Source organism: Staphylococcus equorum (genome assembly GCF_029024965.1).
GTDB lineage: Bacteria > Bacillota > Bacilli > Staphylococcales > Staphylococcaceae > Staphylococcus > Staphylococcus equorum.
The window spans coordinates 1,900,685-1,914,218 of sequence record NZ_CP118982.1; the positions used below are offsets into that span (position 1 = coordinate 1,900,685).

The 13,534-nt window shown below is 32.5% G+C and carries 13 protein-coding genes; 4 read left to right on the forward strand and 9 right to left on the reverse strand.

The features are described 5' to 3' along the window. Positions 1-3: 3 nt before the first annotated feature. On the reverse strand, positions 4-351 hold the full coding sequence (locus PYW44_RS09145) for a UPF0738 family protein (protein ID WP_021339499.1): 348 nt from the start codon (positions 349-351) through the stop codon (positions 4-6). A gap of 188 nt (positions 352-539) precedes the next feature. On the opposite strand from PYW44_RS09145, the gene PYW44_RS09150 reads away from it, so the two are divergent. The 3 genes from PYW44_RS09150 (at position 540) to yjbH (ending at position 2,389) form a co-directional block, all read left to right on the forward strand. Further along, positions 540-1,124: a CYTH domain-containing protein gene (locus tag PYW44_RS09150; protein WP_002508095.1), complete on the forward strand. Its 585-nt coding sequence runs from the start codon at positions 540-542 to the stop codon at positions 1,122-1,124. 87 nt (positions 1,125-1,211) lie between these two features. Continuing rightward, a complete protein-coding gene (locus PYW44_RS09155; protein WP_002512240.1) occupies positions 1,212-1,583 on the forward strand; it encodes a truncated hemoglobin YjbI in 372 nt (123 codons plus the stop codon). A 17-nt stretch (positions 1,584-1,600) separates the two neighbouring features. Beyond that, entirely contained in the window at positions 1,601-2,389 is a 789-nt protein-coding gene (gene yjbH, locus PYW44_RS09160; protein ID WP_002508097.1) for a protease adaptor protein YjbH, read from the forward strand. A gap of 441 nt (positions 2,390-2,830) precedes the next feature. Here yjbH and PYW44_RS09165 read toward each other — a convergent pair whose 3' ends face one another. From PYW44_RS09165 to spxA, 5 genes are all read right to left on the reverse strand, one after another. After that, complete coding sequence (locus tag PYW44_RS09165; RefSeq protein ID WP_069828063.1) at positions 2,831-3,445, reverse strand: NAD(P)-dependent oxidoreductase; 615 nt, start codon at positions 3,443-3,445, stop codon at positions 2,831-2,833. Between the two features lie 315 nt (positions 3,446-3,760). Beyond that, complete coding sequence (gene pepF, locus PYW44_RS09170; RefSeq protein ID WP_069828064.1) at positions 3,761-5,569, reverse strand: oligoendopeptidase F; 1,809 nt, start codon at positions 5,567-5,569, stop codon at positions 3,761-3,763. Between the two features lie 54 nt (positions 5,570-5,623). Then, a complete protein-coding gene (locus tag PYW44_RS09175) occupies positions 5,624-6,622 on the reverse strand; it encodes a competence protein CoiA (protein ID WP_069828065.1) in 999 nt (332 codons plus the stop codon). A gap of 181 nt (positions 6,623-6,803) precedes the next feature. After that, positions 6,804-7,523: an adaptor protein MecA gene (gene mecA, locus PYW44_RS09180; protein ID WP_021339495.1), complete on the reverse strand. Its 720-nt coding sequence runs from the start codon at positions 7,521-7,523 to the stop codon at positions 6,804-6,806. A 337-nt stretch (positions 7,524-7,860) separates the two neighbouring features. Continuing rightward, positions 7,861-8,256, reverse strand: a complete 396-nt coding sequence (gene spxA, locus PYW44_RS09185) for a transcriptional regulator SpxA (protein ID WP_002483765.1) — start codon at positions 8,254-8,256, stop codon at positions 7,861-7,863. A 304-nt stretch (positions 8,257-8,560) separates the two neighbouring features. Between spxA and trpS the strand changes: the two genes are divergently transcribed. Continuing rightward, positions 8,561-9,550: a tryptophan--tRNA ligase gene (trpS, locus tag PYW44_RS09190; protein ID WP_069828066.1), complete on the forward strand. Its 990-nt coding sequence runs from the start codon at positions 8,561-8,563 to the stop codon at positions 9,548-9,550. Positions 9,551-9,825: 275 nt separating this feature from the next. Here the strand turns inward: trpS and PYW44_RS09195 are convergent, their stop codons facing one another. Genes PYW44_RS09195 through PYW44_RS09205 form a run of 3 tightly spaced genes read right to left on the reverse strand, consistent with a single transcriptional unit; the run spans position 9,826 to position 13,516 of the window. Then, positions 9,826-11,478, reverse strand: coding sequence for a peptide ABC transporter substrate-binding protein (locus tag PYW44_RS09195; RefSeq protein WP_046465150.1), 1,653 nt, complete (start codon positions 11,476-11,478; stop codon positions 9,826-9,828). Positions 11,479-11,499: 21 nt separating this feature from the next. Next, the gene (locus PYW44_RS09200) at positions 11,500-12,444 is read right to left on the reverse strand and encodes an ABC transporter ATP-binding protein (protein ID WP_002508104.1); all 945 of its coding nucleotides are present in this window, start codon (positions 12,442-12,444) and stop codon (positions 11,500-11,502) included. After that, entirely contained in the window at positions 12,434-13,516 is a 1,083-nt protein-coding gene (locus tag PYW44_RS09205) for an ABC transporter ATP-binding protein (protein WP_002508105.1), read from the reverse strand. The genes PYW44_RS09200 and PYW44_RS09205 overlap by 11 nt, the downstream gene beginning before the upstream one ends. Positions 13,517-13,534: the final 18 nt, after the last annotated feature.

Genomic DNA, 13,534 nt, shown 5'->3' on the forward strand with positions numbered 1-13,534 from the left:
GCTTCACTCTAATTCGAAAGTATCTTCTACAACGGAAACAAACTCTTTACCATAATTTAAATTACCTTGTATGTTATCCAATATGTAATTAAATTCCCTTTCGAACTGCTGTAATTCTAATTTATCATTTATTATTATTTTCTTACCTTTATTTTCATGTAGCATAGACCAAGTTTCTTGAACAAAAATTAAATATGAATACGATTGTCCATCATCCAAGATGTATGCAAAACTATAATTATCACTGTCAACAAGCATTTGTCCTGCTTCTTCCAGACCTTCTGTAGACGCTTCTGTATAACAATTAATACTATCTTCTGTTACTTTAATTTCATTTACATAAATACGCATGCTTGTTCCTCCTTATTCTCCATCATTTTAACATAATTCTATCGTACATAACACGTTACAAGTCTAATGTTATGACAACAATTTAGCATAATACCTGAAGTATTTTTAATTTTAAAATGCAGTTCAATTTAAATTATGTCGTAAGTGTTTTAAAATAAATCATTATATGCTTAAAAGGAGTGTTTCTCGTGGCAACTAACAATGAAATTGAATTCAAACAATTATTATCTCAATCACAGTACCAATCTATATATAATAAGTATTTCCCAGAGATGCAACCCTTCAGTCAGACAAACTATTATATAGATACTGAGCAATTTGATTTACGCTCGCATAAGTCTGCATTGAGAATACGCGTAAAAGATGATTACTATGAAATGACCTTAAAGGTACCTGCCGAAGTTGGCTTGATGGAATATAATTTTGAAACACATGTTATACCCGAACTAAATAAAGAATTAGTCGCGAATGATTTACCATTAGAAATCACCGAACAATTAAATAAAATGAATGTTGACGTTAATCAGCTTGTGATTCTTGGTGCTTTGACTACTTCACGTTTAGAAAAAGAAGTTCAAGGCAATTTACTCGTCTTAGATAAAAGTGACTATTTAAATTATCAAGACTATGAATTGGAATATGAAGTTGAAGATTATGATGATGGTTTAATTCAATTTAAAATGATTCTTGAAGCATTCGACATTAAACATGAAACACCCGAAAATAAAGTTCAAAGATTTTTCAATCGTAAATCAAATTTGAACAATAACTAATTGTACGCAAGTTTAAAAAGTCGAATTACTTCCAAATGTAAATATTCGTGTTATATTAGTTATATATTAAGAGAATATGGTGATAAAATGGCACAGACACCTTACGAAATCATTGGACATGACGCATTATATAAGATGATTGACCATTTCTATTTCTTAGTGGAAAAAGACGACAGAATTAACCATTTGTTTCCTGGAGATTTTCAAGAAACAAGTAGAAAACAAAAACAATTCTTGACTCAATTTTTAGGTGGACCAAGCCTTTATTCAGAAGAACATGGTCATCCAATGTTAAAAAGACGTCATATGGAGTTTATAATAACAAACAACGAACGCGACGCATGGCTTGAAAATATGTATAGTGCTATTCAGCATGCAGATTTCCAAGCGGGTGTCGGCGATTATTTGTATGAAAGATTACGTTTAACAGCGAATCATATGGTTAATACCGAAAACTAATTGTAGGTGAAATGTACATGACTGAAGAATTAAAATTAATACATGCTAATAGTCGTGAAGATGCGAATCTTTCACCTGTGAGTAAGATAGAAATTTATTCTTTTTTCGACCCATTCAGTAAAGATTGCTTTAAATTGTCAGCAATTCTCTCCAAATTGCGTATAGAGTATAAGCAATATATCAGTATAAGACATATATTAAATCCATCTTTACGTGTCTTAACTAAATGCCAAGCGCAAAGCACATCGGACTTAGATAATATTGCGCTCGCATATAAGGCTGCTGAACTTCAAGGACGCTTACGTGCAGAACGTTTTATACACCTTGTACAAAATGAAATTATACCAAAACGAGATATAATCACTGAATCAATGGTCAATAATTGCATAAGTAACGCAGGATTAGATTACGAAGTCTTTAAAGAAGATTTGCATAGTAGCTATTTAAAAGAAAGCTTACAAGTAGACTTGCATATTGCACGAGAAATGGAGATTGAAGAAGCACCTTCACTCGTATTCTTTAACGAAGACGTTCACGAAGAAGGTTTGAAAGTTGAAGGTCTATATCCTTATCACATCTATACGTATATCATAAATGAACTAATTGGAACACCTATTGAAAAAAAATTACCGCCTACACTAGAAGGTTATATACAACAACAGCAATTAGTTACTAAAGAAGAGTTACTTACCATTTATGAATGGCCTGAAAAATTAATGAATAAAGAGCTTAAAAAATTAGCACTGCAACAAAAGATAGAAAAACTTAAATCTCCAGATGGAAAATTTTGGAGATCTAAAATTTGAATGTGCAATAAACAGATAACCACATTTTTTAATAAATAAAAAGATAGCCTTTAGGGCTATCTCATAATGCCAACAAAGTCTCAGGCTTTGTTGGCATTTTTTTGTGCATGCTTTTCGCTAGCGCAGCTTCACTCTATAATCTTCTTCTAGTGCTTTTCCGCAAGTATCGGTCCAAATCACCATTTATATTTCAGGAGTGGGACATACCACATGTCTCGACCTCAATTTTTATATTGGCAGTGGTTGACTGAATTCAAAATGCGCTTATATCAAGCTTTTAAAGAACTACTACTTCATTTTTGAAGACAAGTAGTTCTTATGCAAGAGATTAAGTTCTTGTATTCCATTTTCTAGTCAGCTGAGCGAGGCTGGGACAGAAATTTTATTAGAAAATTTAAATTTCTGTCCCACTCTCATCTCACTATAGTTTTCATTATTATTTTATTTCGCAAATACAGCAAAACGTTGTTGGATGTGTTGTGCTTCTAATACTTCATCTACCATTGCTTGAGCAAAATCTGCATAACTTACTTTTGAACCAATAACTTCGTCTGCACTCAATTTATATTCTCCAGTTTTCTCACCATCATATTGAAAATCTGGCGCTGGACAAACAAATGTCCATTTTACATCTTTTCGTTTTTGTATTTCTTCTAGTGTTTTGATTTGTGCTTGGCTAATCTTTTTAAATTGTTCAGGAAAATCCGGTGAGTCTATCAACTTCAGCGTATGTGCTTCATCTACATATAAACTACCTGCCCCGCCAATAATTAACAAACGCTTGTTGCTGTTGCTTACTAAATCACCTAGATGTTTCATTGATTTACTATGTTCATCTAATTTATTTTCATCAGATTGTCCAAAAGCATCGATAACTACGTCAAATTTTGCAATGTCAGCCGTTGTTAAATCGAACAAATTTTTTTGAATCACTTGATCTGTTACTGTTTTATTTGAACTTCGTACAATGGCAGTAACATCTAATCCTCTATCGTAAGCTTCTTTCGTAATGAGTTGCCCTGCTTTACCATTTGCTGCTACAACTGCTAATTTCATATATTCAACCTCTTCCTTGTATTAATTTTAAGTACAAGTTAATTTTATAGTTTTACTTTTTTAAAGTCAAACGAATAGTTATTCATATTTTTGAATTTAATTAAAAAAGGGTATAAAAAAAACGCCGTGTCTGATTACACGGCGCTAAACAAAGGGGATGGGAGAAATTTTCTCACTTCAAACAAAGGGGTATGTTTGTTATGTGATTAATTTCATGTTTATAATATAACACGCTAAAATGCGTCTTTCAACCTTTTAGATTAAATAAAATCACTTTGTCACAAACTTGTCATATTGAAAACGAATACATTCATACTAAGCTTTCATAAGCTTTTCAAAAGCGTCTAATTTTTGTTCAAATACTTGGCAAGCTTGTTCAATTGGTTCAGGAGTTGTCATATCTACACCTGCATTTTTAAGTATTTCAATTGGATAATCTGAGCTGCCTTTTTTCAAGAATTCATTAATATATCTATCTACTGCTGGTTGGCCTTCAGTCAAAATTTGACGACTTAAACTTTGAGCCGCACTATATCCTGTTGCATATTGATACACATAATAATTCATATAGAAGTGAGGTATTCTTGACCATTCTTTACTAATATCTTCATCTGTTTCAACAGAATCACCAAAATATTGTCTATTCAGTTCTGCGTATTCTTCATTCATACGGTTTGCTGTAAGTGGCTCTCCTGATTCTTCGATTTGATGAATCTTATGCTCAAATTCAGCAAACATTGTTTGTCTAAATAACGTTGCACGGAAACGTTCAAGCTCTTGATTAAGTAATAATAGTCTACGTTCATCATCTAAATGTTTGTCCATATAGTCGCTTAACAATGCCTCATTACATGTAGAAGCTACTTCTGCTACAAATATTGTATAACCACTTGAATTGGCTGGTTGGTTTTGACGACTGAAATAACTATGTGCAGAGTGTCCAAATTCATGCACTAATGTATATAAATCGCTCACTGTATTAGACCAATTTAATAATATAAAAGGATTAGTTAAATGCGCACCTGAAGAATAACCACCTGAACGTTTCCCTTTATTTTCGTATACGTCTACCCAACGATGATTTAACCCTTCTTCAACAACTTTCATATACTCTTCTCCCATAGGTTGTAAAGCTTTTACCATCCAATCTTTAGCTTCTTCATATGGCATTTCAAATTTCACATCTTTAACTAAAGGTGTATAAAGATCGTACATCTTCATATCTTCTAATCCTAATAAGTCTTTACGTAATTTCGTATAGCGATGTAATAATGGTAAGTAGTTATGCACAGTTTTAACTAAATTATCATATACTTCTTCTGGTATATGATTATTACTTAATGCTGCTGCTCTTGCAGTTTCATAATTATGTGTTTTGGCATTAAACACATTCTTTTTCACTTCACCAGCTAAAGTTGCGCTTAATGTATTGTTATAAGCACCATAGGCTTTATATAAATTTTCAAATGCAGATTTACGTAAAATACGATCATCTGATTCTAAACATTTTATAAACGTGCCTTGAGTTAATGAATGATGATTACCATCTTTATCAATGGCATCCTCGAATTCTAAATCAGCGTTACTAAACATACCATATACATTATCTGCTGTTGATAAGGCATCTTGTGCTTCAGTAAGTAATTTTTCTTTATCTGCACTTAAAACATGAGGTCGTTTTTCATTAATCAATTTCAAATCAAATGCGTAACGTTTTAAATCATCATTAGACTCAATAAAATTTTGGATTTGTGCTTCATCAATTTGTAAAATTTCTGGAACTAAGAAACTCCATCCAGAACTAAATTTAATAATAAGTTGATGCGCACGTGATTCGTACCCAGTGTACTTATCATTTGCAGTGTCTTGATCTTGTTTTAGATGTGCATATACATATACTTTTTCTAATTGAGAACCTAGTTCATCTTCTAAAGCTAACGCGTTATAAAGTGTTTCTGCACTATCAGCTAAATGACCTCTAAATTGTTCTTCTTGTCCTATGTTATTTTCCACTTCTTTAAATGCTGCTTCAAAAGCTTCATCTGATTCGAAAATAGTAGTTAAGTCCCAAGTATATTCAGGGTACTTACGTTCTTGTTCTTCTCTTGTTAATTGTTCAGTCATAATATTAAGTAAACCTCCTATAAAGTTCATTATTATAATTTTCTCACGTAACAATCATTTTTGCACGTTATTAAGTCCAATGCTATAATTCAATTGTTGAAATTTTCTAACCATTTCACTAGCAATTTCTTCCTTATCAATATCACCTATATAAAATTCATTATACTCAATTAGTTTTATAAAATCACTTAACTTAAATTGTAAATGCGCTAGCATAAATAGAAGTTGTAATTGCCAATATACCGGATGAGATTTCACATATAATTGCTCTGGGAAAATAATGCCAAGGTGTTTACTTATCCATCCTTCTGATAATTGTAATTGGTACATAACGCTAAGGCTCGGCTCGAGTACCGAACGCCTATTAAGACAATGCTTCAAGTATTTAGTAATTGCAGTTTCACTTAATTTTAAAGTTAAATTGTTATGTTGAATATTTACGTGAGTCGAAGTATGTATCAAAGTATCATTTGAAACAATCTCCCTTATTGCAACATAACGTTTGCCTCCTAGATATTGTAAAATCTTATATCTGTACAGTTGTTGGGTGTAACTATTCCAAGCAAATAAATGGCGCTCTTTCAAATTAATATAAGTCCGTTCATAAGTTGTAAGCATTAAAATTTGTGTTACCTTATCATAACTTGGATTATTAATAATCCACACAACATCTAGTCCACATTTTTGTAAGGATATACTGCGTTTTTTTATATTTAATATCGTAATTCGTGAAAATTGTATTTCAATTGCTACACTGTGATTTATGATCAAATCAGGATATTGATAACATCTTGTTATATAAGGTTCTATGGCAACATCATAATTATATTTTTCAAACCATTGAGCAAGCTGGTATTTAAGTCGATAGTGTTCATAAGTTTCTCCTTTATTGCATGTAAGCCCCCTTTCACTTACATGGGCAAAATGAGGTGCAATGAACTGGCCCTTTTTAAATATAACCTTATTATGACAATGCGGACACGTATATTGATGCCCTTTATGAGCAATCATTGCTGATATGATTTGGTTACTTTCATTTTTTGCACATAACAAAATTTTATCACCTCATTTTATTACACTGTTACTAACGCATAATTACTTTTAAAATATAGTAATAATAGAAACTTACTTATATACCTCTAACAATTGAACATTAAATAAAAAAGAGTACACAAAAAGACCTACTGAAAATTAAATTTCAATAGGCCTCAATTTTAAATTCAAAACATTTACATTATTCTGTCGCACTTGGGAAATAACGACGTACTTGTGACGCAACATTATGACTCATAATAATTTTTGCATAGTCGTTTAAATATACTTCTGATTTGTCAGTAGGATATGCGAATTCAAGTAATTGACTATAACTATCATTAATTGATTCTTGATCCACTGTTTCATCAAAATGAACAGCATAGTAGTATATATTATTAAAACTGTATAATAAATCTTCAAAGTCATCTACTGATTGATTATTGTGATGTGCATAATCAATCACTTCTTCTAAATCGTTAAATCTAACAATCACTGTACGTGTGCTTTGTTGTTTATGGTCGTTATTATCTTGGTTGTGGTTGCTTTCTTTTTGTTGTTGACGTTGTTCAAATAAATCTTCTAAACTATCATCTTGATCAAACGTCTGTGATAATAAATCATTTACTTGATAATCAAGTTGTTCGTTATCACCATTCTCTGACATATTAATAAGATCTTCATTTTTAGATTTAGATATTGTTACTTCAACACCTTTTTCAAAAGCATGTACTTGTATCCATAAAGGTCCTTCAACTACAAAATCTTCTTCTTCGTTGATTTCTTCCATCATGTTCCAAAAGAACTCTTCACCACGCTTACGATTTGTCCATAAATCCTCACGTTTAAAACCTCTAGCCTCTATATCACTATATGTTATAAATAATTTAACAGTAGTATCGTCAACACGCTCTATTCTCATATCATCTCACTCCTTACAGTCGATGAATAGTAATCATTATTGTATTAGAACGTAGTAATAATTACAATTGATTTGTTTCATTGATTTTTACTATTTCCTAATTGGTCTCTTATATTAACACATACCCTAACATAAGCCAAAAAAACAGCACTAATTACCAAGTGCTGTTTCGCATTTATCATTCTTTAATCAAATGACCAATTGTTTATAATAGTATTGAAATATAAAACAATCGGTTCGTTTGACTTTACTCTGAGTCTATTTGTTATGCTAAATATAATAAAGCCATAAAGCAACATCATAAACATGCTACTTTATGGCCAATATTGTAATTTTTTTAGTCAACCATACGTTGCGCTTCTTGTAATTGGAACGTACGTACTTTTCTTGGTAAGAAACGTCTGATTTCGTCTTCGTTATAACCAACTTGTAAACGTTTTTCGTCTAAAATAATTGGACGACGTAATAAACCAGGGTTATCTTGAATAATTGAATATAAATCTTGAAGCGGTAATGCGTCTATATCAACGTTTAACTTTTGGTAAGTCTTAGAACGTGTAGATATAATTTCATCTGTTCCGTCTTCAGTCATTTTTAAAATTTGTTTGATTTCGTCAATTGTTAAGTGTTCTGAAAAAATGTTACGCTCCGTATACGGAATGTCATGTTCTTGTAACCATGCTTTCGCTTTACGGCAAGATGTGCAACTTGGTGAAGTAAATAATGTTACCATACATCTCACTCTCCTATTTTTCATGAATTTAAATTCATTAGATTTCAATATTTATATGATTAAGAAACTTTTAAGTAAACTTCGTCTTCCTTAACCTTACAATCAAAGTATACCCTTTCAACATTAAAATTAAATGAGAATTCTTTAATTTTTATCAAAAAATTTAAAATAAAACCATTTCTCAATAAATTCAGGTAGAAATATTGATATGTCTATAGTTTAACATAAATTACAAATGATTGAAATACTGTTATAATGTAGGTAATATATATTAAATTAAATTTTAGAAGGTAGGCATCTAAAAATGGAAACATTATTTTCAGGTATCCAGCCCAGTGGTATTCCAACACTTGGTAATTACATTGGTGCATTGAAACAATTTAGTGAAGTCCAAGACGACTACAATTGTTTCTTCTGCATCGTGGATCAGCACGCAATTACTGTTCCACAAGATCGTTTGAAGTTACGTAAACAAACAAGACAGCTTGCAGCGATTTATTTAGCTTCTGGTATCGACCCAGAGAAATCCACATTATTCATACAATCAGAAGTACCAGCGCATATACAGGCGAGTTGGATGCTCACTACGATCTCTTCTATTGGAGAATTGGAACGTATGACACAATTTAAAGACAAAGCTACTAAACAAACTGAAGGCGTTCCAGCAGGTTTACTTACATATCCACCGTTAATGGCTGCAGACATCATAATCTATAACACGAATATTGTTCCTGTGGGCGACGATCAAAAGCAACATATAGAATTAACTAGAAATTTAGTAGACAGATTTAATTCTCGCTTTAACGATATATTAATCAAACCTGAAATACGCATACCAAAAGTTGGCGGCCGTGTAATGAGTTTACAGGATCCGACTAGAAAAATGAGTAAAAGTGATGGTAATCAAAAGAACTTCATTTCCTTACTTGATCAACCAAATACTGCAGCTAAAAAAATCAAAAGTGCAGTAACTGATTCAGATGGTATTATAAAATTTGATAGAGATAACAAACCTGGTATTTCTAATTTATTATCCATTTATTCTAGTTTAACGGATGAATCTCTAGAATCATTACAACTTAAATATAAAGACTCTAATTATGGTGTGTTTAAATCAGATTTAGCAGAAATCGTAAAAACATTCTTAACAGATTTCCAAGAAAAATATGAGTACTATTTTAATTCAGATGAATTAGATACTATTTTAGATAATGGTAGAGATAAAGCACAAAAAGTTTCTTTCAAAACATTGAAGAAAATGGAAAAAGCTATGGGCTTAGGTCGTAAAAGATAATTATAACAGGCACATTCTATTTGATTAGAATATGTCATAATGCCAACAAAGTCAGTGACTTTGTTGGCATTTTTTGTGCTCGCTATCCGCAATCACAATCTCATCTGTAGTCTTCAGCTAGTGCTTTAAATAAATGTATAACTAATGGAAATAAAAATGTTGCCTTGATTTCAAATAAGTACGTACTAGTAAACTTTTAGTTTAATATGAAAGCAAACAGCACACCAACCTTATGTTGATGTGCTGTTTATAATATTTATTTTATTGTTAAAATTCTATTCTTTCTTTTCACCAGTTTCTCTATCAATACTCTTATCTATTCTTACATTTTTCAGAGATGTATCTCCTCCAATTTGGTGATAGATTAAGCCTTTAACTTGTGGATTTGTTAAATGCGCTTCCCCTTTTTGATATATCGGTGCAACTGGTGCATCTTCCAACATCATTTCTTCTGCTTTCTTCATAGCAGCATTACGTTCTTCCGGTTTTTTCAATAATTTGCCATTAGCATCTTCAATTAATTGATCATATTCTTTACTACCCCAGCCAGTATTATTCTGAGCAGCACCTGTTGTCATAATACTTAAGAATGTTAATGGGTCTGGGTAGTCTGGTCCCCAACCAGATAATGAGGCTTCGTGTGTTTCAGAAGACTCTTGATTCAAACGTTGTTTAAATGGTAATTGTTTAATTTTCATTGTGACACCAGGCAACGTTTTTTCTACTTGAGCTTTAATATATTCTGCTGAAATTTTTGAACTTGGTGTATCTTCAGTATTCATCGTGAATGTCAGATCTTTTATACCTAAATCTTTTTTAGCTTTTTCATAATGTTCTTTAGCAGCTTCTGGGTTATATGATAATGGTGAATCAATCGTTTCCGCAAAATCTTTACCATCAGGTGTTTCTGCTGTTAATTTAGATGTGAAACCATCTGTTGCTTCCGAACCATCATTTTTAACAGCATTTACATAGCCTTCTTTATTAATTGCTTGTGAAATTGCAAGTCTCATATCTTTATTCTTAAATGCTGGTACAGTTTTTTGGTTTAATTTGATATAAAATGTACTTGCTAATAAGCGTTTTTTCAAACCTGCATTATCTTCATATTTATCAACCTGATCAGCAGTAATGACAGTATCATCAACAGAGCCTGTATCATATAATGACGCCCCTGCTTGTTGGTCTTTCAATACTTTATAATTTACACGATCTAAATGAACAGCTTCTTTATCCCAATAATCTTCATTTTTTACCAGTTGAATTTTATCTTCAACCCTCCATTGTTCTATTTTGAAAGGTCCATTAAACACTGTTTTATCAGCTGTAGTACCATATTGCTGACCATGTTTTTTAACAACTTTTTCATTTTGTGGCATAAATGTACCAAAAGCGAACATTTCATTAATATACGGAATTGGTTTGTTTAATTCTACTTTTAATGTATGATCATCAACTGCTTTAACGCCTAATTCATCCACATCTTTTTTACCCATATTAATATCTTCCGCATTTTTCAAATCGTACATAATATAGGCATATTCAGATGCTGTTTCAGGATTAACTACTCGTTTCCATGCAAACTCGAAGTCATGCGCAGTAACTGGATCTCCATTTGACCATTTAGCATCTTTACGCAATTCAATCGTTAATGTTTTACCGCCATTGCTTTCTTTAGGCATTTCCTTTGCCACACCTGGTTGCGCTTTATCATCTTTATCTAATGTATACAGTCCTTCATAAATTTGGTTATACATATCAAATGACACTGTATCTGTTGCCAATGCTGAATCCAGTGACGTAATATCTTGAGATAACACTTTTCTAAATACTTGTCCTTTATCTGAATATATACCTTCAGCACTACCACAGCCTGCTAATACTACTGTCAGCGCAATGAGTATCGTAAATAACTTAAACTTTTTCATCATAATCCCCCTTTCCCCTTTTTATACAGACGGTTCCTGTGTTTCAGATTGCAGTTTTTCCGCTTCTTCATCTGTTGTAAATACATAATGATTTGGTCTTACTTCGTGCAATGAACGCTTGTCATTGTTCTCTGCATCTTCTTTAAAAACGGTTCTCTTTCTCACTCTTTCACTTTCAGGATCTGGCTGAGGTACAGCTGAAAGTAAAGATTTGGTATAAGGATGCATAGGATGATGATAAATCTCATCAGCACTACCTAACTCAACGATTTTTCCGAAATGCATCACTGCAATTCTGTCAGAAATGTATTTCACCATCGAAAGGTCATGGGCGATGAATAAGAATGTAATGCCACGCTCTTTCTGTAATTTTAATAACAAGTTTACAACTTGCGCTTGGATAGAAACGTCTAATGCAGAAATCGGTTCATCAGCAATAATAAACTCTGGTTGTACTGCTAATGCACGTGCAATGCCGATACGTTGGCGTTGTCCACCAGAAAATTCATGTGGGTAACGGTTCGCATGCTCTTTACTTAGACCTACTGTTTCCAATAAATCATAAACACGTTTCTTACGATCTTTAACCCCAGAAGCAAGTTTATGTATATCAATACCTTCAGCTACGATATCCATAACTTTTAAACGTGGATTTAATGATGCATAGGGATCTTGGAAAATCATTTGTATTTTTTTATTAAATTTCAATGAGTCTTTACGATTTTTTATCTTTTGAATATCTACGCCTTCATATAGAATCTCTCCATCTGTAATATCATTCAATTTAATAATGGCTTTACCTGTAGTTGATTTACCACAGCCTGATTCTCCTACTAAACCAAATGTTTCCCCTTTAAATACATCGAAGGAAATGTTTTCGATGGCTCTAACTTCATTTCGCTTACCTTCATTAAAATATTGTTTTAAGTTTTTCACTTGTAATAGCACATCTTTATTATTTTCCATCGAACGACACCCTTTCTACTTGTTGAGGTTTATCGTAATTATTTGGCATTTCACGTAAACGTTTCTGCACCATTTTTGGCGGCTCAATATAAGGTGAACGTTCGTCCAACAACCACGATTTCACAAAATGTGTAGGTGATACTTGAAACCAAGGTGGTGGCGTCTTAAAGTCTATATCTAATGCAAATTGGCTACGCTCTGCAAAAGCATCTCCTTTAGGTGGGTGTAATAAATCTGGCGGTGTCCCTGGTATTGCTAGCAATTCTGTTTCTGAACCTGTAGTTAAATCTGGCATTGATGATAATAATCCCCAAGTGTATGGATGTTTAGGATCATAGAATATTTCATCTACATCTCCGGTCTCTATCATCTGACCACCATACATTACTGCCACACGATCTGCAATATTCGCAACCACACCTAAATCATGTGTGATGAATATAATTGATGTACTAATTTTATCTTGAAGCTCTTTCATCAACTCTAATATTTGTGCCTGCATCGTTACATCTAAAGCGGTTGTTGGTTCATCGGCAATCAATACTTTCGGTTCACATGCTAGTGCTGTTGCAATAACGATTCTTTGTCTTTGTCCGCCTGAAAATTGGTGCGGATAGGCAGTGAAACGTTTTTCTGCATTTGGTAAACCTACTAAATTTAGTATCTCTAAAGCACGTTTTTTCGCATCTACTTTATTATAATTTCTATGCTTCATCAAAGGTTCCATAACTTGCTTGCCAATCTTCATCGTTGGATTTAAAGAAGTCATTGGATCTTGGAAGATCATAGATATATCTTTACCTCTAAGTTTAATTAATTCTTGTTCTGATTTCTTTGCTAAATCTTCTCCTAAGAAATTAATTTCACCTTTTTTAATTCTACCTGCATCACCTTGAAATAATTTAGTGATTGCTTTTGTTGTGACTGATTTCCCCGAACCAGATTCACCAACAATTGCGAGTGTTTCACCTTTATCGACAAAGAAATCAACACCTCTAACTGCTTGCACTTCCCCAGCATCGATATCAAAGGAAACATGCAAATTATTCACTTCTAATACTCGTTCTGACATAAATGTTGCCCCCTTTTA

Coding starts and splice junctions, on each gene's coding strand:
- PYW44_RS09145 (WP_021339499.1), bottom strand. CDS start 351: ATGCGTATTTATGTAAATGAAATTAAAGTAACAGAAGATAGTATTAAT.
- PYW44_RS09155 (WP_002512240.1), top strand. CDS start 1,212: ATGGCACAGACACCTTACGAAATCATTGGACATGACGCATTATATAAG.
- yjbH (WP_002508097.1), top strand. CDS start 1,601: ATGACTGAAGAATTAAAATTAATACATGCTAATAGTCGTGAAGATGCG.
- PYW44_RS09165 (WP_069828063.1), bottom strand. CDS start 3,445: ATGAAATTAGCAGTTGTAGCAGCAAATGGTAAAGCAGGGCAACTCATT.
- pepF (WP_069828064.1), bottom strand. CDS start 5,569: ATGACTGAACAATTAACAAGAGAAGAACAAGAACGTAAGTACCCTGAA.
- mecA (WP_021339495.1), bottom strand. CDS start 7,523: ATGAGAATAGAGCGTGTTGACGATACTACTGTTAAATTATTTATAACA.
- spxA (WP_002483765.1), bottom strand. CDS start 8,256: ATGGTAACATTATTTACTTCACCAAGTTGCACATCTTGCCGTAAAGCG.
- trpS (WP_069828066.1), top strand. CDS start 8,561: ATGGAAACATTATTTTCAGGTATCCAGCCCAGTGGTATTCCAACACTT.
- PYW44_RS09195 (WP_046465150.1), bottom strand. CDS start 11,478: ATGAAAAAGTTTAAGTTATTTACGATACTCATTGCGCTGACAGTAGTA.
- PYW44_RS09200 (WP_002508104.1), bottom strand. CDS start 12,444: ATGGAAAATAATAAAGATGTGCTATTACAAGTGAAAAACTTAAAACAA.
- PYW44_RS09205 (WP_002508105.1), bottom strand. CDS start 13,516: ATGTCAGAACGAGTATTAGAAGTGAATAATTTGCATGTTTCCTTTGAT.